This is a genomic window from Kitasatospora sp. NPDC048722, assembly GCF_040650235.1.
In the GTDB taxonomy this organism is placed as follows: domain Bacteria; phylum Actinomycetota; class Actinomycetes; order Streptomycetales; family Streptomycetaceae; genus Kitasatospora.
Genome location: NZ_JBEZGX010000021.1, coordinates 53,718 through 76,394, shown reverse-complemented (window position 1 = coordinate 76,394; position 22,677 = coordinate 53,718). Strand labels below are relative to the sequence as shown.

The window sequence follows — 22,677 nt, the reverse complement described above, 5'->3', positions numbered from 1 at the left end:
CGGACGCCGCCGCGACAACCGGAACACGAGACGAGTCACCATCGGCCTGTCCGTCATCGGCGCCGCCGGCCTGTCCTTCGCCGGCGTCGTCCTGGTCACCACGACGGACCCGGCGTCGAACACGGCCGGTAGCCACGGCGCCCCGATCAGCGCGGCGGTAGCACCGACCGCAACGGACCTTGCCACCCCGGTCACCACGGTTTTGACCCCCACTCCGACCTCGCTTACGGCTCCCGCGGCCCCGTCCCCTTCGGCGACCCCGTCACCCACCAGCACCCCCTCCCCCCTCAAGCCCACGCCCCGGCCCGTGCCAACGCCCGCGCGAGCCGCACACCCCTCGACAGCCACCACCACTGGACCGGACCCGAAGCCCGCGGCCATCGCGCCGGCCCCCCAAGCCCCCGCCGGTCCCGCCGGTCTCGCCGCCGGACCGGTCGGACCGGACCCGGTGCTCCCGGGCCCACGCTCGTCCTCCCAGTCCGTCACCGACGCCGAGGCCGAGTCCCTGCAACTGCTCAACGGCGAGCGCGCCACGGTCGGGCTCCCTCCCCTGACCCTCAAGGCCGACCTGAGCGACTACGCCCGCAACTGGGCCCACCACATGCGCGACAACGGCTTCGGCCACTCCAGCAACACCGACTCCCAGTACCTGGTGACCGGCACCCGGACCTGGATCGGCGAGAACATCGTGTGGTGGAGCGACGCCTCGATGACCGCCCAGGAGGCGGCGGAGAAGTTCCAGTCGATGTGGCGCCACAGCCCCGGCCACTACAAGGCCCAGACCAACGCCTCGTTCACCGAGGTCGGCGTCGGCATCTACCACGACGAAACCGGCTGGTGGGGAGTGCACAACTTCTCCGACGGCCGGTAGGACCGGACCGAGACCGTGGCCCCGGCGCCTCCTCCCAGGTGCGTCCCCGCCGGGATCCTCATGAGGCGGTCGGGGCAACGGGGGGACCCGATGGAGGCAGCCGCCGAGGCGACGTCGGCCCGTCGGTCGGATCACGACTCGCATCCGCGGACCCCTCTTCCCGCTCGCCGGGCCGTCAAGCGCCCGGCAGTGGGCCGGCTCCCTTGTGCCGGAACTCGCCTGCCAGCCCTCTGCGGCCTCCGCGCGCTCGCGGTCGTCGGCCGATTCTCCCACTCGCGCTGTCGCACCGATGGTCACCGTGCGTAGATGATCAGGGGTCGCAGACAGGTCCCCGAGCGGGCCTGCGGAGGCGTCCGGGAGAGGCCGCGCGACGCCTCCGGCGTGAGGCCACGGAACCGGCTGACGTCTTGAAAGATTCGGAGTCGGTCGCGCAACTGCCGGAAAACATCGCCGGATTGCGTCATGGGGGTGTCGAAAGATCGATGGCTACGATTCGGTCTCGGTCACCTTGGGTGGTCGGTTTCGAGACAGAAATGCCCACTGAGAGACCCCTTGACCCCCGGATGCGACCACTTCGAGACCGCTTGCTCCCCGGCCGGTCCCCAGTCTCATGCGAACAACCGTTTGTTGATTCTGGCGCCATGTAACGCAAAAGGCCGCCAACCTGGGATTTCTCCCGGCCAGCGGCCTTCCGACATTCTGTCGGGACGACAGGATTTGAACCTGCGACCCCTTGACCCCCAGTCGCCCGGCGATGTGCATCGCTGCACGTCAGACCGTAGACAGCACGCGCTGTCCGTTGACCGAAGCACACCTCGGTGCGTGGTGGTGCGCAGCGCGTGGTCCCTGGCAGTCCCCCGGCTGGCTGCAACCCGGATCTGCCTCAAGCCGCGGAAGCAGGAGGCTGGTCCGGCCGACCTCGGCTACGCGGGACTCACCTGAGGGCGCCGTCACCACTGCCCGCGCTGCCGTGCCCTTCTCGCGCGAACTGGATCAGCCCTCGCAGTAGTCCGCCCCGGTGCCGACTGCCCCAGCTGATCGGTGTCAGAGCCACCTGCGGAGGGCTTGTCGTGCGGGGCGTCAGGGCCGGCGGCTTACGCTCGGGAGCTTGCCGTCGAACTCCCGACCGGCCCGATGGCCGCTCTCGCCAACCTGGTCTTTCTCGGCACCCGGACGACACCCAGTCACGACTGAGCTTTGAGGCGGCCCGCACCCGGACGCACCGTTTAGCCCGCGCTTGGGGACACATCGCAGTACCCTCGCGCGATAGGCTTGATGAGCAGCAGCGCTGACTTGAAGTCAGCAACACCGCACACCTCGTGAGGATAGTTTGGACCTCCCCTACCAGGCGTGGCAGCAGGCGCTGGAGGACGAATTCTTCGGCTCAGCGCAGGCTGGCCGCCCGACCTTGTTCTATGTCGATGACGATGTCGAGCGGGAGCTCCGGAAGCGCTACGGTATCGGTGTGCCGCTAGCCGAGTGTGTGGGCCGTTTCCTCAACTCTGGCACGGATCGGCCCTACGCCCCAGTGGAGACATACCGCTGGCGGAAGTGGAAGGAAGACAAGGAAGCGATCCCTGCGTTCCTGCCACTGCTCGCCGCCTCCGTGCTCGCGGCAACGAGGATGGTGAATGACGGGCACCACCCGGTGAGCGCCTATCACGTCCGCTTCTCCGAGCTGCTGACCAACCGTGAAGACCTCCTTCGCGGTGAAGAGTTCGAAGCAGTGTCACAGATGTGGCAGGTCCTTGCGCGGTGGCAGCACAGCCAGGGCACGGCCCGTGGTGTCTGCACCATCCCCGCCGCCGCGGACCTGCCGCGCAACCAGTCGAGGATCGGCTTCCCGCTGTCCCAGGCACTGCTGAACGGCGGCGACCGGCAGGCACTTCCGGAGATCTTCGCAAAGCTGCGAAGCCACAACTCCGGCGCCTGGCCCCTTGACGGAGAGACCTTGCTGGCCACTCTGGAACAGTGGGGCTGGGACAGCAGGTTCTCGGCCGGCTTCCGACGGGCGAAGAAGGTTCCCGATTTCCGTTCACACATAGCCCGGCTCCTGGGCAAACTCGCTGTGTCCTGGGACAGCACGGCATTCAAGGCGAGCCGCGGCAGCGGGCGGACCGAGCTGCTTGTGAAGTTCGAGGCCGGCAGGCTGTCCTGGCTCGCTCGCGTCCCAAATGCGGGGGCGCCGCACATCAGCCTTTCCGGTGGAGTGGTCCTGGAACGGCTCGCTGACACCGCCTACTACTCGGTCGACGGGCTGGGCGTGCCAGATGCACGGAACCTGAACCGTTGGCTGAACGCCAGCTCCGATGAGGCAGCGCTGAACCGGTCGCCGACACCCGTGCTGGCGCTCGGGCGCGACGATGTCCTGGGCACCTGGGTGAGTGCCAGCGCCTTTGTCCCCGGTGAGGAATACATAGTGCTGGCGGCGCCTGAGGCACAGTCGGACGTGCGGCGCCTCCTGGACCGGGCCGCGTCTCCAGGCCGGCCCAGGGAGGGAGGGAGGCTGCCGTGGGTCCCTGAGGGCTGGGCCGTCCACACGGGAGTGGTCTTCAACAGTGCCGTGACACTGCGGCGGGCCGTCAGTGAGATCCAGGGCGCCGTCGATTCACTGCGGCCCACCCAAGAATTCGACCTGCGGCTGGTCGGCGGCCTACGCCTCGCCCCAGTACTGGAGCGGCAGCTCTATCTCGTCGGGGGTGAGCCCTCCGTTGTCATCCCGGACGACGCGTCGGAGACGCTCCTCGTCGACGGGACCGCGCGCCCGGAGCTGAACGGGGCAAGGGCCCTCGGCGGTCTGGTGCCGCTGGCGGGGCTCGGCCTTCCCGCTGGCGTCCACACGGTCTCACTCGGTGCCAGTGCCGTCCGGTTCACCACGGCCGAGGGGCTCCCCGTCCCTGCGGCGGCGGAGCGCCGCTGCGGATTCGAGGTGTCCGGCTTCAAGGCTTCGGCGTACCCGGCGGTGTGCGGGAGCGGGGCGGCGCTGTCCGGGGCGGACTGCGCCGGGCACCGGGTTGGTGCTGTCCCCGAAGTGGTCCTCAGCCGCCGGGGCGCCGACGAGCTGCTGTTCGCTGCCTCCGACGGGAGGCTGTGGCGCATCACCGCTCCCGAGCCGCCCACCTGGCTGGCAGAGCGGCTGCCGCAGGCGTCAGCGCCGTACCTGTTCGAGGTTGAGCTGCACGATGTCGGCGGCTGGCTGCTGGAGCGCCGCGCCGGGCGCTGGCGCGGGCGCGCCGTCAGCCCCGGCATCCCGGAGCCGGCCTCGTCGCCGAACGTCAGCACCTGGGCCGAGGCGGTCCTCGCGGCAAGGGACTGCACAGCGGATTCGAGGTGGGCCGCCTACGTTCACGCGGCGAAGGAGGCAGCCCGGTGAGCACTGAGACGATCGGCGATCTGCTGCTGCGCTGGCTGAGCGAGCGGCAGGGCGGTTCGGTAACGACATTGCGGGAGGGTGTCCGCAGCACGGTGCGGGCATACGGCATCGACACCGCCGAGTACGCGGACTGGGAATGGGTGCGCGCCGTGTCCTCGCTCGGATTCCTGGATGCGGACATCCGGGCGGACCGGTGGTCCGCCGCTCCGCTGGTCCTCACCCGCCTGCCGTTCTCCGACGGTCTGGCACTGATCACCGGTGCCCGTACGGCGGCGGTGCGTGCGGCCCTCGGGTCCGCCGCTGCGGACTGGCTGGAATTGCTGGAGATCCCCGGCGAGACCCGCGAGAGGGCCGTGCCGCTGCCCGCAACACTGATGGTCCAGTACGACGACGCAGCACGGCTGGACGAGCTGGCCGCGCGCATCGGGGCCGCTTACGTCCCCTGTGCGGCACTCCAGTTGGCCGCGCTCCTGCCGCCTGCCCAGACAGGGGCCGAGGCGGCCCCTCCGGGCGGCGCCGGGCTGGACACCGTGGAGCGCTACGACCTTGCTTCGCGGCGCTTCGTCCCGGCCGATTCGCACACCGAGGACGGACTGTACCGCTGGCGTGGCGCCGACCACGCCCGGCTGGTGCGGCTGCTGCGCGACGGCCGCTTCACCCGGACCGAACACGAGACGGGTATCTACCTCGAACTCGCCCGCCACCATGAGAACGCCGTGCGCTGGCGCCCGGAGGCGGCCGAAGGACGTGCCCGTCTCGGGCGGCTGTTCGTGGACTGCAACTCCCCGCTGCCGCCGCTCCACGCCCGTGCTGCCGTGCTGTGCACGGGTCTGCCGCCGATCAGAGGAAGCCAGGGTCAGACCCTGGCCTACGACAACGTCCCGCAAGTCCTGGCCGAGGCCGTGGCTGCCTCGCTGCTACAGGACCTGGAGATCCTGCCGCCGCTGGCGGCCGTACCCGGGAGGGCACATTGAGCGCCGACAAGGGCATTTCGACCGGAAGTGCGGCACCCGGCGACGTAATCGCCACCTTCGGCGATCTCCGCCGGGCACTGTTCCGCTACTACGACACCCCGTTCGGTGTCGACGACGTCTCGGTGATGGAGGAGCGCCGCCTGCTGCTGGACCGCGACAACGGCGCCTGGCGCGAGCCGCTGATCGAGCTGCGCCCCCAGTACGAGGCCAGCGGGATGACCGTCCCCGAGTCGTTCGCCGCTGCCGCAGCTCACCCGGAAGCCGCCGGCTTCGCCCGGTTCGCACTGCCCGACGGGGTATCGAGCCTCTACCGCCACCAGCACGAAGCTCTGGTGGCGGCCTGCCGGGACGGCAAGGACTTCGTCGTCACGGCCGGAACCGGCTCGGGCAAGACCGAGGCGTTCCTGCTGCCGGTGCTGGCCGACCTGGTTGCCGAGTCCGCCTCCTGGACCGGCACCCGCGCCGCACAGATCACGTGGTGGCGAGGAGAGGACGAGTACCGCCCGAGCCGCACGGGAGAGAACGGCCACCCCGCGGCAGTCCGGGCCCTGATCCTCTACCCCACCAACGCCCTCGCCGACGACCAGATGATGCGGCTGCGCAAGGCACTGGACGGCGAGGGGGCCCGCACATGGCTCGACGCCAACCGGAACGGCCACCGCTTCTACTTCGGCCGCTACACCGGCGCCACACCCGTACCGGGCGCCAGCACGTCCGCACCCGCCGCGGCCAGGCTGCGCGAGTACCTGCGGGCCCTGGACGCGCGCGAGCAGCGCGCGGACAGCCGCCACCACGCATTCATCCCCCGCCTGGGCGGGGCGGAGATGCAGAGCCGCTGGGACATGCAGGCCGCACCGCCGGACGTCATGGTCACCAACTATTCGATGCTCAACATCATGCTCCTGCGCCCGCAGGAGGCAGGCCTGTTCGCGGCCACCCGCCGATGGCTGGAGACCACGCCGGACGCCCGGTTCACGCTCGTCCTCGACGAGCTCCACATGTACCGCGGCACGGCCGGCACCGAGGTCGCGTACCTGCTCCGCAACCTGCGGCACCGACTCGGGCTGGACTCCGCCCCGGAGAAGTTCCGGGTACTGGCGGCCTCCGCGTCGCTGGAGGAGGGACGCGACGACGCGTTCCTTGAGGACTTCTTCGCGCTCCCCCGGTCCCGGTGCAGGATCATCCCCGGCACCGCCCTGCTGCCGAAGCGCGCCAGCACCGACCTGACCGCCCACGCGCAGCTCCTCGCCACAGCCGCGAACGATGAGCTGCGCCAGGACCAGGCGCGCGGCCTGGCCGAAGCCACCGGCCTCGGCGGTGCGATCCCCCACGTGCTCTCCCCCGGCGGGACGCCCCGGACACTGCGGATCTCCGCACTCGCCGAGCAGCTCTTCCCGGGCATCGCGGCCCCGGAGCAGCGCGAGGCGGCCCTGCACGGAGCGCTGCGGGTGCTCGGTGCGGCCGAGGACCCCGACCTGCCCAAGCTGCGGGCCCACCTCTTCTTCCGCAACATCGGCGGCATCTGGGCCTGCTCGGACCCGCAGTGCCCAGACATCCCGGTGGAGGCGGACAAGGACCGCCGGGTCGGCCGCCTGTTCGCCGAACCAGCCTCCCGCTGCAGCTGCGGCGCCCGGGTGCTGGAACTGCTGTACTGCCAGACCTGCGGCGACCTGATGCTCGGCGGGTACGCCAGCCCTGAGGACACCCGGAAGCGGAGGTTCACCGGCGCGCTGCACACCGACTTCCCCGAACTCGACCTGCTGCCGGACGAGGCCAGCGGCGTCCCGACAGCGGCGAACTACATCGTGTACTGGCCCAGGCCGAAGGCCCTCGGCCTGGACAAGCCGGACTGGTCAGCCGGGCTGTCGAACAGCGGGGGCAGCGTCGGCTTCGAGTTCCGGCGCAGCGCATACCAGCCCGCCACCGGACGCCTTGTCAACAAGGATGTCGGGCACAGCGGCTGGTCGTTCCACATCACCGTGCCGGACGGCAAGGACTCAGGGGAGCCTGTCCTCGACCCCGCGCAGCTGCGGCCGTTCCCGACACACTGCCCCTCGTGCGGCGACGACTGGGAGATCCGGCGGGACCGCGACGGCCGGCCCATCCCGCTGGAGGACCCCGCCAGGCTCCGCAGCGCCCCGGTGCGCCGCATGCGGACCGGTTTCGACAAGATCAACCAGGTGCTCGCCACCGAGGCACTCGGCCACCTCCCGGCGGACGAACGAAAGGCGATCGCCTTCTCTGACAGCCGCGACGACGCGTCCGAACTCGCCAGCGGCCTCGCGCTGCGCCATTACCAGGACCTGCTGCGGCTGCTCACCGCCAAGGCCGTCCGTGAGCAGGGCGACCCGTTCGCGGACCTGCAGCTGGTAAAGGCCCACTACGCGGGCGAGCAGGTCGAACCCGCAGCGGCCAAGGCCGCCATGCTCCGGCTGCGCGACCGGCATCCGGCCGACTGGGGCAAGCTGAAGGCCATCCTGACGGACGACCTCGACGCCGAGCCGGAGCTGCTGCCCGATCTTGAGCGCCGCTTCGCCAACCTCCCGTCGCTCGATTCCCTCCCCGGCGGCCTCGAGGGGCTGCTCGTCGGCTGCGGCACCAACCCCGGCGGCCCGTCCGCCTCGCTGCAGCAGACCTCCGCAGGGCAGAGCTGGACCGTGCTCTTCAACTGGAAGCGCAACCGGGAGTCGGCCGCCGAGACGCAGGCCCAGGAGGAGCTGCTGGACCGGATCCGCAAGCGACTGCGCACCGAGTTCCTGAACGGGCTCTTCTCCAGCGCGGGACGCGACTTCGAGTCCCTGGGGCTGGGGTGGCTCTGCCTCCAGGACGACCGCGCACCGGTCGAGGCGGCCGTCGGCGGCGACGACGGACTTGCCCGGGCCAGCCTGCGGATCCTCGGCCAGATGCGCCGCTTCCACCAGATGCGCAGCGGGCTGCAGAATCCGCCCGCTCCGCTGAAGCACTTCTGGCAGGAGGTGGCGACCCGCGATGGCACCGACCTGGAATCGGTCAGGGACCGCGTGCTCGGCATCTGGAAGGACGCCGTGGTCGAGTATGTGATCAACCCCGAGAAGGTGGCGCTCCGTACCGGCATCGGCAAGGTCTGGACGTGCACTGGCTGCCGCCGCCCGCACCTCCACCCGGGCGCAGGGATCTGCACCAAGTGCCGCATCGAACTCCCGTCACAGCCCGAGGAGTTCGAGGGGGCACTCGCCGACGACTACTACGCATGGAAGGCCGAGCACGGAACGGGGAACTTCGCGCTGCGAACGGCGGAGCTGACCGGGCAGACCGACCGGCTGGAGGCCCAGCGCCGCCAGAGCATCTTCCAGGATGTCTTCCTCGGCGAACACGACGTCGAGGAAGCCGACGGGCTCGAGCTCCTGTCGGTGACCACCACCATGGAGGCCGGCGTCGACGTCGGCCCGCTGAACACCGTGCTCCTCGCCAACATGCCGCCGACCCGCTTCAACTACCAGCAGCGTGTGGGCCGGGCCGGCCGACGGAACAGCCCGGTCGCGGTCGCGCTCACGGTCTGCCGCGGGCGCAGTCACGACGAGCACTACTTCGCCCGCCCCGAGGCCATCACCAACAGCCCGACGCCGCCGCCCTACCTGGCGCTGGGAATGCCCGCGATCTTCAAGCGCGTGCTGCTCGGCGAGGTCCTGCGGCAGGCCTTCGAAGCGCTGTCCGCCGCCGACACCGATGACACGCCGTCGCTGACGAACAACGTCCACGGCCAGTTCGGCCTCTCAGCCGGCTGGGCGGACCACCGTGACGCAATCAGGAGCTGGACCGCCGTACACCCCGACCGCATCCGGGCGGCCGCCGCCGCCCTGCAGGCCCGCACCCCCGAGGCAGTCTCCTCGATCGACCCGGTGGCATGCATCGCCGACCTGCTGGACCGGATCGACACAGTCTCCGCGGAGCGGGTCGGCCACGCCGAACTGAGCCAGCGGCTCGCCGAGACAGGGCTGCTGCCGATGTTCGGGTTCCCGACCAGGGCGCGCCTGCTGTACTCCAGCTTCCCCGACAAGCCATTCCCGTGGCCGCCCTCAGACTCGATCAACCGCGATCTCGCCGTGGCGCTGAGCAAATTCGCGCCCGGCAGCGAGACCCCGCGCGACGGCCGCCTGCTCCGCTCGACAGGCATCGTCTCGCTCAGCCCAGGTGCACGCCGGGTCTACGCCGCCGAGGACCCTTTCGGCCCGGAGCAGCTGGTTGCGATGTGCAGGATCTGCGCCAACATCGATCCGGTGCCCGACGGCGCCGAGCCCCCGGACCGCTGCCCGGCCTGCGGCGCAGAGGGCAAGAACTACCGCGTCGTCCCGTTCCGGGAGCCGGCCGGCTTCCGTGCCGCACCCGACCCGCGGGACTACGACGGCACACGCGACTGGGGCAGCAGTTCGACCAGCACGCGCACCGCCGCCGATCTGGAGAACACCGCACCCCGGGTGCTGCGGTCGGCGGACGACTGGCTGGTGGTGCACTGCGGCAGCGGGGACCGCTACATGGTCAACAGCAACGGCGGCAGGCTGTTCCGCTTCCGCAAGGACACCGGCAAGTGGAAGGGCTACTGGCACGTCGAGAACCCGAGGGCCGACGCGGACCTGCAGACCGCCCTCGGTGCCACCCAGCACACCGACATGCTGTTCCTCGGAGCGAAGGCGGCCGTGGACGAGCGGCGGGGCCTGCGGTTCGACATCTCGCGTTCCGCGCAGCCTGACGGCTTCGCCGACGCCTACCACGGGCGCCGTGCCGCCTGGTACTCCCTCGCCGCCCTGCTGCGCCGCGCGGCCGCGCCGTACCTCGACGTCCAGCCTGATGAGCTGCTGAGCGGCATCCACGGCTCCCCTGCACCGGTGGCGGCACCGGTCATGGCCTACCTCGCCGACAGCCTCGACAACGGCGCGGGTTTCAGCACCCACCTGGGAGCGCCCGACCAGATCAACGGGTTCCTCGACGCGGTGGACGACTACCTCGCCCAGTTCGGGGAGGACAGCCGGCACGCGGAGGCGTGCAGCAGCTCCTGCTACTCGTGCCTCCGGGACTACACGAACATGCGCCTGCACCCCCTGCTGGACTGGCGCCTCGCCCGGGACCTCGTCGGCGCCCTGCGCGGCCGGGATCTCCAGCCGGAACCGTCCCGGCACGAGGAACTCCTGCGCGGCTGGGCGAAGGAGGACCCCGCCGTCCGCCTGGCGGAGACCGGAAGCGGCCTGGTCTGCGTCCACACCTCGGACTTCACCGGCGAGCCCGTCGCCGTCGCAGTCAAGCATCCGCTGGAATCCTCCACCGTCGCCTGCGAGGCACCGCGCCTGGAGCGGCTGCGGAAGGAGGTGTCCGATGCGGGCATCGCCGACCGGCTGGCGTTCGTCGACGCGTACTGCCTGGACCGGACCCCGGCGGCTGTGATCGACGAGGTCCGCAGGTTCGCGGAGGAGTGATGGCGGAGAGCACCGGTGTCATATACGGCGGCGGCGCCACCGGCCCCGCCGACGAGCTGGAGGAGCTCCGTCGGCGTGAGCTGGCCCGGCGCAGAGCGCTAGCCGAAGCACGCGAGCGCGGCGAGCGGCCTGCGCTGCGCTCGGGCCGCGGCGCGTCCCCAGCGGCAGCCGAGCGGCGCCACGGCCCGGTGGGGAGCGTGGCCGCGGACCCTGTGCGGGTCCCCGAAGGTTTCGCCGACGCCAGGGCGTGGGCGGAGGCCTTGGCTTTCGCCCGGCGGGTCCTCGGCGGGCCGCCCCCAGATGCCAGTCCCGCCCCGGACCTGATGGCCCGCCAGCTGGCTGCGGAGATCATCCGGGCTGCTTCGCAGCTGGCACCGGTCGCCGGCGTGGCTGTGCTCACCGAAGCGGACGGCCATGGGATTCCCGTCCTGGATCCGCCTGCTGCCGCCCGGGCACGTGCCCTGCTCGCAGGCACACCCGCCGTCGTACCAGGGGCAGCCGGGAGCGCCTGGCAGGTCTACCAGGACGAGCAGTCCATCGACGAGTTCCACATCTCCGAGACCCGGCAGAAGGCACTGCTCTCCGTACTTCCGCTCGCCGTCCTGGACGACTTCGTCGACGAGGAGTGGATCACCGCGGTCCCGGAGCCGGACGGCTCACCCCAGGCCGTCTACCTCCGGGCACGGCTCGCCCCGGACACCCTCACCGACGAGGAGCTGTCGCAGCTGGACTGGCCATTGGAGCGCGAGCGTCGGACAGCCGGAACGGGCACCGAGCCCGGGCCCGACTGGCCGGACTCCTGGCGGCTGCTGTCCCGGCTGCAGCAGGCCGACGCCGGAGCCGTGACCGAGGAGTGGTTCGGACTCCCGCAGGGTGTGCGCAAGCTCCTCGATGAACTCCGGGAGGTACGCCGGACCGGCTATGTGAGCCAGGATCTCGCTGCCGACCGCTCGCTCTGGCTGCTCCTCGAGCGCCTGGCCCCCGACGGCCGCGGCGGCTCGCGGCAGTTCACCGGCTGGCTCAGTGTCAGGAGGATGCTGAGGGCTATCCGCCATGCCCATCGTGCCGCACTCCACGGCGAGACGGAGCGCGCGGAGCGGATGCGGGCGGCTGCCTGGGAATCCGCCGACCGGCTCGAGCACGGACCGCAGACCGTCCGGTGGGAAGCGAGGAATGTGCGCGCCTACCTGCTGGCCGCGGACGATCCCGGCAGGGCGGCGTCCTGGCTGGAGCTCGATGCAGAGTCCCGGCCGCCCCGGTTCCGGGAACTGGGCGAGTCCGCCGCCCATTCACTGCAGCGCAACCGCCGCTACCTGAAGAGCGGCCCCCGCTCCGAGCGCAACGGGCCGTTGAACCCCTACCTCGTGCTGGGTGTCGAGGACGCCTCACCGGACTGGAAGCAGTCCTGGCGCAGACTCCGCCACGAACTCGACGAATCAGGGAACGTCGCGGTCAACCAGGCCAAGGACGCCATCGAAGCCGCCGAGCGCGGGCAAGGGGAGGTGGCACGCTTCGTGCTCCCCCTCGCCCCGCACCGCTGGGCAGTGCCACCGGGCGTCAGCCGGCTCCTTGAGCTCCCCGCCGAGCCGATGCGGCGGCTGACCGAGCCCCCATCCGAGGCCGACCGGGCCTGGGCACGGGAAGCTGCCGCTCGCGAGATAATCGAGGCCGCCGCGGGCCTCCTGTCCCAGCCTCCTGTTCTTCCGGACCTCGACCAGCAGAGAGCAGCTCATCGTGACTAGCAAGCCCCCGCCAAGCGCCGACCGCAGAAGCAAGGGGGCGGCACGTTCCGGAAGGGGCGGCAGCCGCCGCAGCCTCTCCGACCGCCTTATCTCTGAACCGCAGGTCCGCTCCGAAGGCTCCGAGCGCAGCCGCTGGACAGAAGAGAGCCGACTGCCGGAAATCGCTCCTGGCACCTTCGATGCAGCTGCCCTGCTGGCATCCGTCACGGAATCCCTGCGCCCCGTGATCGATATGCAGCTCGAGCAGATCGCCTGCTCCCTCGCCGCGTCGGTGCCCGCCGCTGAGGACGGCGACCTAGCGGCCGTGATCCGCACTGAGCTCACGCGCCGTCTCGTCCCCCAGTTCACCGAAGCAGTCCGCGGAGCCGTCGTAGACGGAATCCGCGCGCGGCAGATGCACCTGGCCCAGCTAGCGGTCATCGACCGCGCCGCGCACCAGGCATCGAAGCTGACATCACTGCAGGCACGGATCGACCACGAGATCACGAAAGCAGGCCTGGTCCGGGTCGCCGAGCCCGGGGATCTGTCGCTCTTCAGCCTGGTGAACCCGGACCAGGACCGCACCGGCGATAGCGAGGCCCCGGCCTATTCCGTAGTCGCCCCCGCCTACACCGACCGGGAGTCTGGCCGGGTTGTGGAAATCGGCTGGCTGCGGGTCGAGGACGGTGACCGGCCTGAGGACCAGCCGAGGAGCTTGACGCCCCGCAAGAAGCGCCAGCAGCACCCTGACCGGGAACGGCACCCGCAAGCCCCTCCCGCTCCGGCAAAGACACAGGGAGCGCTCAAGAAGCCGCACCGCAAGGGGCCTTCCGCCCGTCCGGGGCCGCCCCAGCCCGCTGCCGAAGGGGCTTCCGGGGCCGCAGCAGTACCGGACCGCCCCCGGGAGGACCGCACGCCGGACGGATCGCCCCTGTCCCGCACCCATGCCGCCCCGCACCGCGACGCTGCCGGGAACCACCGCACCAAATAGCACCGGAAGGCACTCGATGAGCTTCGGCATCGACTTCGGTACCAGTAACTCGGTTGTCGCACGCTGGAACGGGCTGGCCGCCGAGGTCGTCCCGGTGGACGGCGGAAACGTACCCGCGAACTGGCGGCGGCCGGAGTTCGGGCAGCTTTTCCCTTCCGTCGTCTCCGTACGCGACGTCCGCCGCACGCTCTGCTTCGGGTGGGCGGCAAAGACTGGTACCAGCGACCCGCTCGATGCCGTCAAGCGCATGCTCGGCACCCGTTCCAGTGCGGACCGGGCGGCGGACGCCGGCGAGGAGGCGCTTCCGCATCTGGAGGAACACCGGGTGTGGATCGGCGGCGAGCAGTTCCGGAGCACGGCGGCCGCCGCCTCGCTCTTCAGCCGCATGCGGGAAGGAGCCGCTGACGAGCTGCTCGAGCTGTCCGAGGCCGTCGTCACCGTCCCCGCCAACGCGACCGGCGGGGCCCGCTACCGCACGCGCGCGGCCGCCGTGCTCGGCGGCGTCAAGGTCAAGGCTCTGATCAACGAGCCGACTGCGGCGGCGATCTCGTATGCCTACGACTACCCCATCCCGGGCCGGTTCCTGGTCTTCGACTGGGGCGGCGGCACCATAGACGTCACCGTGCTTGATTACGTGGACGGGCTGTTCGAGGAACGGACGTCACGCGGCATCACTGCCCTCGGGGGCCTGGAGTTCGACGAGGAGCTCGCCAAGCTGATTCTGCGCAAACTGGGCACCGTCCCGGAGCGGCTCAGCATGGCGCAGCGCCGGCAGTGGCGCCGGCATGTCGAGCTCACCAAGATCGAACTCTCCCATCTGCCTCCCGACGGCTACGCCCTCTTCGAGTCCCCGCCGAGCGAGCGGTCCGGCCGCAGCGTCAACAACGCGAAGATCACGGTCGAGGAGTACAACGCCGCGATCGCCCCGCTGGTCGAACAGGCGTTGAGACCGGTCGAGCAGGCTCTCGACGACCTGGGCACCAGTGCCCAGGGGATCGACTCCGTCCTGCTGATCGGCGGGACCTCCCAGATCCCGCTGGTGCGCGAAACCCTCGGAAGAATGCTGGGCCACGACCGGATCGTCGATCCGCGGCTGTGCAGGCCCATGACGGCCGTCGCCCGAGGTGCGGCCATCTACGCGGCCTCGCTCGACGGGGAGCTAGACGATCTCAGCGATTTCTCCTTGGTGAGCAACTACGACCTGGGCTCCGCTTTCAACGCCGGCCGGACGCGCGGCTTCCAGTCGATCATCCGCCGCAACGCCACTCTCCCAGCCGAGGGCACGTCGGTCTTCCAGCCCTCCGCCCCCGGGGCCACGTCCGTGCATGTCGAGATCGTCGAAGGCGAGTACGGGCACTCGGCCGACAGCGACCGGGCGTTCCCGCTCGCCGCGTTCGACGTCCCGCTGCCGCGGGCGGAAAACGATCCTGCCCACAATAAAATCACCATCCGCTTCCGCTACAACGAAAGCGGAATCCTCCGCTTCACCGCGACCCACGCCATCACCGGACAGCTTCTGGCCGAACGCGAGATCGACTCCTTCGGCCCCGACGGCACCCCGCTGCAAGACGGCCTGGAAGGCGAGCTCACCAGGCTGCTCGCCCACACCGTACGGCCGTTTCCCGATACTCCGAAGGCTTCCGCACCCGGGCCGGCCACTGGTAGTACGGAGGCGCCCGGGGAGGAAGCCGCCAGTCGCGCGCCGATCGCCGACCCCTCGGTGACCGTCAACGGGGAGTCCCAGTTCCTGGCATCCTGACAGCTTGCCAACGGCTCAGAGCAGCTCTTCCCCGCCCACCAGGTCCGCAAGGAAGGGGCTGGGGGCGCCGCTCCAGCTGACCGCCATGGCATCCCGCGCCCGGGTGCACGCGACGAACAGCAAGCACCGCTCGGCGAGGAGGTCAGTCGCGTGCTGGATCGAATCGGCCTCTGCCGGAGTCACCGCCGACAACAGCGGCAGAGCCGACTCCGAGGCGCCGAGCACGGCGACACAGCGGAACTCCAACCCCTTCATGGCGTGCATCGTGGCCACGCGCACGCCCGCCTCATCAGCACCAGGACTGTCCTTCAGCAGCACGGCGTCGATTCCCGCCGCCTTCAGACGGGACATCACCTTGTTCCCGAGCTGCCGGAACCTAGTGCACACGGCGATCTCTGCCGAGGGCACGTCGGCGGCCAGCCACTGCTGCACACGGTCGACGAGCGCCGTCAGCTCGGCATCCTCCGAGTCGTAGCCGCAGGCGGTCGGTCGAGTGCCGTGAAGGAGCGAGACGTAATCAGCGAGGCCCCCGTCCCGCTGGTCTCCCGACAGGTCGTTCACTGTCTGCTCAGACAGCACCGCCCCGGACCAGCGCAGGATCTCCTCGGTATTGCGGTAGTTGAGCCGCAGCCGGAAGCTCCGCCCGGCAACCGGAATACCGAGCGCCGCAAAAGACACCCGAGAGTCGTAGATCCGCTGGTGAGGATCACCGGTGAGGAAGATGTCGTCGGGCCCCTCGGCCACGGCGGCACGCAGGAGGCGCCACTGGGCAGGGTGGAGGTCCTGGGCTTCGTCGACCACGATGTGGCGATAGCGGGATGCGCCGGACCCTGCCGCCCGCAGTACCCGGGCCGCCTCCGCGCACAGCCGAAGCTGGGTGCTGCGTCCTTCTGCATCGAGCTGGCGGGTGAACTCGGCCACCGCCTGCCAGAGTAGCGGGCGCTTCGACGGCGCCAGTTGACCGCCCCGTCCCCTGCGCTCCGCGGCGGTGTACTCCTCCTCGGTGAGCAGGTCCTGGGCGAGGATAACGTGGCGGTACTCCTGCATCAGGAACTCGCCGGACCACGGCAGGTTGAGCTTCGTGCCGAGCGCCCGCCACCGGTTACGCTCGTCGCTGTCGTCGACCGCCTGCGGCGCGCGGCCGGTGTGCTCGCGCAGGACCTTGAAGGCAAGGGAGTTGACGGTCCCGGTCTCGACGCGGGCGAGCGCTGCCGGGTCGTCAAGCAGCAGGGCCAGGTTCTCCCGCAGGATCGCGGCGAGCGCGTTCGTGTAGGTAGTCAGCAGAACGTGGGGCCGGTCGCCATTCGTCGGTCGGCCCAGCAGGTGCTTGACGCGGTGGAGTGCGACGACCGTCTTGCCCGTGCCGGGGCCGCCGGAGACCTGGGCAGGCCCACTGTAGGACTCGCGGTACGCGACCCGCCGCTGATTGGGGTGCAGGAACACCCGCCAGGCGGCGAACGGCTGGGAGAGCATGTACTCGAGCTCGTCCGGCCGGGACACTACGACGATGCGGCTGGCGGTGTTCGCGATGGCGGTGGACACGTCGCGCGAGTCCAGCGGCCCGGGGTCGGCCGGACGGCGCTGCGAGACGATGTCGCTCCACACCTCCTCCGGAGTGAACCCTTCGGCGAGGTACTGCAGCACCTCGCACTGGTCCTCGGGGAACATCGGTACGAAGGCGTCGAGCTGGGCCTGGTCCGTGAGCGAGCGCACGGCCGGCAGCAGACCGCTGTCGATACCGAGGTCACGCAGCACCGTGTCCGAGTAGGCGTCGAAGAGCCGGCGCGGCGCGGCGGCGGCCACCCGTTCCAGCAGCGGTGTGATCTGCTCGATGGCCTCGACGTTCCGCACCTCCAGCCCCCGGGTCGCCGAGTTTACGCTGAAGATCCGCTTCGCGGCCCACTCGTATGCCTTGTCGTGCTGCAACACATTCACCAGTAGGAACGTCGCACCCCCGTCGTCCGGCGCAAGTACGACGCCACGCCAGAAACCAGTGATTCGGATCGTCCGCAGCCGGGGATCCCTGGCGTTCTCGACCGACTCCAGGTGCAGGCCCTTGTCCTTGTGCAGCTCTGCGGCGCTCAGCTGCTGGAACTTCACCACCGCCTTCCGCACCCCGGAGCGGACATGCTTCTCCAGCTGCTCGTACTGCTCCCAGAAGGAGACGGAGAGTGCGAGTTGCGGCATCGGGCTGGCCTCCATCGAACAGTGCGGCAGCGATCAACGTACTTGCTTACACCATCAGCACTTGTGGCTGATAGTCAGTGCTTGTTCGGTTCCGCCGCCCGCTTCCACGGCTCCCGCGGTCGGCGACGAGCGGCCAGGCGAGACGGAGCTAGGTGTGGACAGCGATTACCACCATGTCCATCGGTCAGCCGACGCCGAGTCATGAAGCCGGGGTCTGGTCTAGCCCAGCGTCTGGTTCCAGGGATGTCCTGGACGCGGAGCGTGCGCAGGCCCGGGCCAACGGGCCGGGATCAGGACGGCTTACGCCGAGTGTGCGCTGCAGCTGATCAGTGCCCGGGCGTCCGCGTGGCTGCCGGCGTCCATCAGGTAGCCGACCACTGCGAGGACGAACCCGTCGGGCCGACTGCCGACCTTCCGCAGGAGAGTATCTACGGCCTCTGTGAGGCCCCGGCTGCGGCACCTCTGGATCGCGGCGGCGGACTCCACCGCAGGCGCCTCGTCGCCGGCATAGTCCAGCATGCCGACGGCGTGTTCGTAGCGGCCGCTGTCCAGGTGCAGCGCCAGCTCCTCAACCGGCCACTGCAGCTCCGCGGCCGAGCCGTTGCGCCGGTCCCCCTCGGCGGGCGGGACCGGCGCAGCGGACGTCACGCCGGTCCCGCCCGCCAGTGCCGCCGGTGCCCCACCGCGCGTGCTAGCAACGGTGTCCGCGGCCGGCCCGGCGACTTCGGCACTGCTGGTTCCGGCAGCAGCGGCCTCGTACTCGTCCGAGACGCGCTGCACGAGGCACTTCAGGTCTGCCAAAGCCAGCACCCCGGCGCGGTCCTTGTGCTCCGCGAGTCTGTGGAGCTCGATGACCGTGTCCGCGTCGGGAAACAGGACCTTTCCCGACGCGAGCCGGTTGAGGGCCGAGCGGGAGCTGTGGATCTGATCTGCCACGCTGCGCAGCGACCCGCCCGTGGCGCTGAGCAGGGTGCGCACCGCCTGGGCGAGTTCGCGGCGCGCCGGGGAAACGGAGGGCGGAAGGGCCTTCATCTGTCCGCGTGGAGGCAAAGGAAACTCCCCGAGGGTAGGGGGTCGACGAAGTGTCAGCCCATCTTGGCAAACGCTTACGACAGTTGAGGGGTCCTGTGGCGCGGCAGGGACACGCCGGGACACCGGGCGAGGAGGGACACCGAGGGACAGGGAAGCCTTCCCCTGCCCCTGGGGCATGCGCTTCGCTTGAGGAGCAGGCGGAACCGGCCCGCTGACAGCCCACTAGGGCCGTCACTGCGCTGTACACGAGAGGATCCGAAGAGCATGGTGGTGGCAATGCCGTCCTGGACCGACGAGGAATTCGGCACCAAGAAGCGCGTCGCGCTGTGGCTGGTGCAGGAGGTTGGACTCGGCAGCGTGTTCACCAAGGAGCAGCTGCGGACCGCGTTCGAGGGGGTCAGCCAGGTCGACCGCCGTATGAGGGAGCTTCGCGACCACGAGTGGCAGATCGACACTAACCGCGAGGACCCGGCCCTCGACCCCAGTGAGCACCGGTTCGTGCGGCAGGGTGTGCCGGTATGGGAGCCCGGTATGGGAAGCCGCAAGGCAACCGAGTCCGTGGGAGCAGTACAGCGCCGCTCCGTGCTCCTGAAGGACAACTACCTGTGCCGGACCTGCGGCATCGGCAACGGCGAGGCGTACGCCGACGGGTACGGCGCCACCTCCCACCTGGACATCGCGCGGCGCCCGGTCACCCTGCCCGGCGGCGGCACCGAAGTGCAGCTGGTCACCGAGTGCAACCGGTGCCGCGTCGGCGGGCGCGACGCCGGCGCCGACCTGAGCGCCTTCGCGTCGGCGCTGGCGCAGCTGTCGGCCTACGAGCGCAAGATGCTGTCTGCCTGGATGGAGCAGGACGCCCGCGGCTTCAACGAGGTCGAGAAGCTCTGGGGCGTCTACCGCACCCTGCCGGCGGCGGCGCGCGCCGACGTCCGCGACATGCTCCTGTAGTCCACTCTTCGGGGCGGCACTGAAGCCCCCGTGCCGCCCCTTTCCCGGCCCTGGCAGTATCTGCATCGCTTTCACACACACGAAGGAGCACACACGTGTTGATCGACTTCGGCCAGCCCCACGAAGCCGCTGGCAACCGCGAGCTCGTGGCCCACCGGCTGAAGGAGCTGCGTAACGGGAACGGGGTCCCGGAAACGCTGACCGTCGAGTGGCGCGGGAAGCCCGCCCATATCGAGGTCATCGACATGCCGGTCGAGGTCCTGCGCTACAACCCTGGCACGCACCGCATCCGTGCCCAGCGTGCCTACGACCCGGCCCGGGACCGGTCTCTGACCGAGGACCCCTGGAGCCCGGTGAGCCAGGACTACCTCCACCACCTGCTGAAGGCGCTGCCGGCCGACCCCTCCAGGACCGACAAGGCCTTCGAGGACCTGACGGAGAGCCTGCGCGAATACCAGCAGAATGAACCCGGGCTGATCACCCACGAGGGAATCCTTGTCAATGGCAACACCCGCCGCGCTGCCCTCAAGGAGCTCGGGCGGACCAGCATGCGGGTCGGCGTTCTGCCGGAGAGCTGCGAGTGGAGCGACATCCACGCCGTCGAGCTCTCTCTCCAGCTGCGCCCGGACACCCGGCGGGACTACTCGTACATCAACCACCTGCTCGCCCTCGAGGAGCAGGTGGCGCTCGGCAAGCCGCTGTCGGAGATCGCCCGGAACTTCCACACCACGACGCCGGCCTGCGACCGCGATCTGTGGATCCTGGCCCAGCTTCGGGACCTCATCAGCCGTAGCGCCACCGGAACCGCCTCGCTGCGGCTGATGGACTTCGAAGAGGCTAAGGAGCGGTTCTTCGAGCTCTACCGCGCCTACAACACCGAGTCCGCACGCAACCGGGAGCGTGCCGACCTGCTGAAGGAGGGCCGGCTCGCGGCCATCGTGCTGGAGTTCGCCAAGACCGACGTCCGGTTCATCCAGCCCGACTTCCAGGAACGGTTCCTGGACCAGCGGATGCCCGCAGACCTCAGGCCCGCCCCAGCCGATGCGGCACCGGCGGTGGCCATCCCCGGCCTCGGCCGCACCGTCCAGGCCGCCGGCGCGAGCGTCGCCGCGGCCAAGGCGCTCACCGACTCCCTCCTGCAGGCCAAGGCTGTCAAGGCGGCCGGCGCCGCCGCAACCCCCGAGGAGCAGACGGCGGCCGCCGAGGTCCTCGACCGCACCCGGGACGTCTTCAACGAGGCGCTGGAGTTCGCAGGCAAGGACTTCCGGCTCCGGAAGAAGCGCCTCGCCGCTCCCGACCGCGTCACCGACGCCTGCAAGGACCTGGAGCAGTGCGTCACCGACCTCGTCCTCGCCCGCGGCAACGGGAGCCTGGACGAAGGGGCGTTCGACGACGCCCTGCTGAAGCTGCGCACCATCATGGAGCGCGTGGCCGTCGAGGCTGGCAAGAGCGTGCCGCTCCCGGGCGAGGGTCTGGCCTGGCTCAACATTGCTGTGGGGAAGCAGCAGTGACGGATACCCGGACAGAGCCGTCGCTGCGGATCGCATTCGACGTGTCGCGGACCCGCGTTGTCCTGCGCACCGCGCCCGGGTACGAGCAGGACTTCGCGGACCTCGCCGCGCGCATCGCCCCCGGCGGCCAGCGTGGGCCACTGGTGGGCGAGTTCGAGCTCGACGACTTTCTCGACCGCATCATCGAGCTCGGCTCCTGGCGCCACGACAGCGTCGAGTGGGAGGACGCGCTGGTCCAGCTCGTCACCGGCGTCCTCGACGACGCCGAGCGGGCCGAGCAGACTCTCCGCAGTGGCGCGGACGTTGGCCAGGGCGCGGTCGCGCCGGACGACGTGCCGGGTCTCCTAGGCGACGGCTGGACCGGAGGCCTCACCTCTTTCCAGCTCCGCGATGCTGCACAGCTGCTGTCACTCGGGCACGGCGCGAACTTCAGCGTCCCCGGAGCCGGCAAGACCCGCGTTTCCCTGGCCGTCTACGCCGCCATGCGTGAACAGGGCCTGGCCAAGCGGCTCCTGGTCGTCGGGCCGAAGTCCGCCTACGAGGCATGGCAGACCGAGAGCCAGCTCTGCTTCCGCACGCCGCCGCGCATCGCCGTCATGGGCCGCACCCCCGACTACGGCGCAGAGGTACTGCTGGTCAACTACGAGCGTCTGTCCCGGGCCGTACCCGGGCTCGCGTCTTGGCTGGGCGCGGCACCGTCGATGCTGGTGCTCGACGAGGCCCACCGCATGAAGCTCGGCGCCAACGGGACATACGGCTCCGCCTGCCTCGCGCTCGGGCCCACCGCCACCCGGCGGCTCATCCTCACCGGCACTCCGGCCCCCAACGGGGCCCGGGACCTGGAGAACCTGCTGTCGTTCGTCTGGCCCGGCCGCGGCAAGCGCGTCGTCTCCGACGCTGTGCGCGGCGGCGACCTGGCCTACGCCAGCACGGTGCTGCGGCCGCTGTTCACCCGCACCACCAAGCGCGAGCTTGGCCTGCCCCCGTTCGAACCGAAGGTCCGGTACGTCAGCCTGCCGCCAATCCACCGGGAGGTGTACGAGGCACTCAAGGGCAACTTCTCCCCACGGGCCGAGGCGTCCCGCGCCGACATTGAAGCCCTCGGGCGGGCAGCACTGCGCCTGCTCATGGCCGCAACCAGCCCGGCGCTCCTGGTCGAGGGCAGCAGCCCGTACGAGCCGCTCGCCTACCGGGTACCGGCACTGGAGGCTGCCCCCGGCGAGTCTCTCCACGCGCTCCTGCGCGACCTGCCCCGCTACGAGCTCTCACCCAAGTTCCAGGAGGCCGTCCGGATCGTCGCTGCCAACGCGGCAGCGGGCCGCAAGACGATCGTGTGGACGACGTTCGTACGCAACATCACCACCCTGGCCGAGCTCCTCTCCCCCTACTCTCCAGCCGTCGTCCACGGCGGCACGGCAGACCGGGACGAGGAGATCCGACGGTTCCGCGAGGACCCTGACTGCATGGTGCTGCTCTCCAACCCGGCCACCTTGGGCGAGGGCATCAGCCTGCACCAGGTCTGCCACGACGCGGTCTACGTCGACCGCGACTTCATGGCTGGCCGGTACCTGCAGAGCCTCGACCGCATCCACCGCTTGGGCCTGGCCCCCGGAACGGAGACGAGGGTCACCGTCCTTGTCGCGGAAGGCACCATCGACGAGGTTGTCCAGCTGCGTCTCGAGGCAAAGCTGGAGTTCATGGGCAGCATCCTGGACGACCCGGAGGTGCGCCAGCTCGCAGACCTCCTCGAAGAGCCCGTCGGCAGCGCCGGCCTGGACCTGGCGGACATCCGGGAACTCCTGCGCCACCTCGAGCCCCCGGCCTTGCTCGACGAGCAAACCACGGAGTGAGGCCCAGGACCCG

At 70.3% G+C, this 22,677-nt stretch carries 12 protein-coding genes; 10 read left to right on the top strand and 2 right to left on the bottom strand.

Annotation, left to right across the window (positions count from 1 at the left end; all coding sequences use genetic code 11):
• Positions 1 to 448 precede the first annotated feature (448 nt).
• The 7 genes from AB0C76_RS17710 to AB0C76_RS17680 all read left to right on the top strand — a co-directional run bounded on the left by AB0C76_RS17710 (position 449) and on the right by AB0C76_RS17680 (position 15,136).
• A complete protein-coding gene (locus AB0C76_RS17710) occupies positions 449 to 871 on the top strand; it encodes a CAP domain-containing protein (protein ID WP_359965548.1) in 423 nt (140 codons plus the stop codon).
• Positions 872 to 2,201: 1,330 nt separating this feature from the next.
• Entirely contained in the window at positions 2,202 to 4,244 is a 2,043-nt protein-coding gene (locus tag AB0C76_RS17705; protein ID WP_359965545.1) for a hypothetical protein, read from the top strand.
• Positions 4,241 to 5,218 carry a hypothetical protein gene (locus AB0C76_RS17700; RefSeq protein WP_359965542.1) on the top strand — a complete coding sequence of 326 codons (978 nt, stop codon included), beginning with the start codon at positions 4,241 to 4,243 and terminating at the stop codon, positions 5,216 to 5,218. Before AB0C76_RS17705 ends, AB0C76_RS17700 begins: the two co-directional genes overlap by 4 nt.
• On the top strand, positions 5,215 to 10,665 hold the full coding sequence (locus AB0C76_RS17695) for a DEAD/DEAH box helicase (RefSeq protein WP_359965539.1): 5,451 nt from the start codon (positions 5,215 to 5,217) through the stop codon (positions 10,663 to 10,665). Before AB0C76_RS17700 ends, AB0C76_RS17695 begins: the two co-directional genes overlap by 4 nt.
• The gene (locus AB0C76_RS17690; RefSeq protein WP_359965536.1) at positions 10,665 to 12,407 is read left to right on the top strand and encodes a hypothetical protein; all 1,743 of its coding nucleotides are present in this window, start codon (positions 10,665 to 10,667) and stop codon (positions 12,405 to 12,407) included. Before AB0C76_RS17695 ends, AB0C76_RS17690 begins: the two co-directional genes overlap by 1 nt.
• The gene (locus tag AB0C76_RS17685) at positions 12,400 to 13,377 is read left to right on the top strand and encodes a hypothetical protein (RefSeq protein WP_359965533.1); all 978 of its coding nucleotides are present in this window, start codon (positions 12,400 to 12,402) and stop codon (positions 13,375 to 13,377) included. Before AB0C76_RS17690 ends, AB0C76_RS17685 begins: the two co-directional genes overlap by 8 nt.
• 16 nt (positions 13,378 to 13,393) lie before the next feature.
• Positions 13,394 to 15,136, top strand: coding sequence for an Hsp70 family protein (locus AB0C76_RS17680; RefSeq protein WP_359965530.1), 1,743 nt, complete (start codon positions 13,394 to 13,396; stop codon positions 15,134 to 15,136).
• A 15-nt stretch (positions 15,137 to 15,151) separates the two neighbouring features.
• Here the strand turns inward: AB0C76_RS17680 and AB0C76_RS17675 are convergent, their stop codons facing one another.
• Entirely contained in the window at positions 15,152 to 17,323 is a 2,172-nt protein-coding gene (locus AB0C76_RS17675; RefSeq protein WP_359965528.1) for a DEAD/DEAH box helicase, read from the bottom strand.
• Between the two features lie 300 nt (positions 17,324 to 17,623).
• Positions 17,624 to 18,355: a hypothetical protein gene (locus AB0C76_RS17670; RefSeq protein ID WP_359965525.1), complete on the bottom strand. Its 732-nt coding sequence runs from the start codon at positions 18,353 to 18,355 to the stop codon at positions 17,624 to 17,626.
• A gap of 264 nt (positions 18,356 to 18,619) precedes the next feature.
• On the opposite strand from AB0C76_RS17670, the gene AB0C76_RS17665 reads away from it, so the two are divergent.
• The 3 genes from AB0C76_RS17665 to AB0C76_RS17655 all read left to right on the top strand — a co-directional run bounded on the left by AB0C76_RS17665 (position 18,620) and on the right by AB0C76_RS17655 (position 22,664).
• A complete protein-coding gene (locus tag AB0C76_RS17665; protein ID WP_359965522.1) occupies positions 18,620 to 19,303 on the top strand; it encodes a hypothetical protein in 684 nt (227 codons plus the stop codon).
• Positions 19,304 to 19,398: 95 nt separating this feature from the next.
• Positions 19,399 to 20,814 carry a transcriptional regulator gene (locus AB0C76_RS17660; protein ID WP_359965519.1) on the top strand — a complete coding sequence of 472 codons (1,416 nt, stop codon included), beginning with the start codon at positions 19,399 to 19,401 and terminating at the stop codon, positions 20,812 to 20,814.
• A 41-nt stretch (positions 20,815 to 20,855) separates the two neighbouring features.
• Positions 20,856 to 22,664, top strand: coding sequence for a DEAD/DEAH box helicase (locus AB0C76_RS17655; RefSeq protein WP_359965516.1), 1,809 nt, complete (start codon positions 20,856 to 20,858; stop codon positions 22,662 to 22,664).
• Positions 22,665 to 22,677 lie beyond the last annotated feature (13 nt).

Coding starts and splice junctions, on each gene's coding strand:
- AB0C76_RS17665 (WP_359965522.1), top strand. CDS start 18,620: ATGGTGGTGGCAATGCCGTCCTGGACCGACGAGGAATTCGGCACCAAG.
- AB0C76_RS17690 (WP_359965536.1), top strand. CDS start 10,665: ATGGCGGAGAGCACCGGTGTCATATACGGCGGCGGCGCCACCGGCCCC.
- AB0C76_RS17670 (WP_359965525.1), bottom strand. CDS start 18,355: ATGAAGGCCCTTCCGCCCTCCGTTTCCCCGGCGCGCCGCGAACTCGCC.
- AB0C76_RS17680 (WP_359965530.1), top strand. CDS start 13,394: ATGAGCTTCGGCATCGACTTCGGTACCAGTAACTCGGTTGTCGCACGC.
- AB0C76_RS17675 (WP_359965528.1), bottom strand. CDS start 17,323: ATGCCGCAACTCGCACTCTCCGTCTCCTTCTGGGAGCAGTACGAGCAG.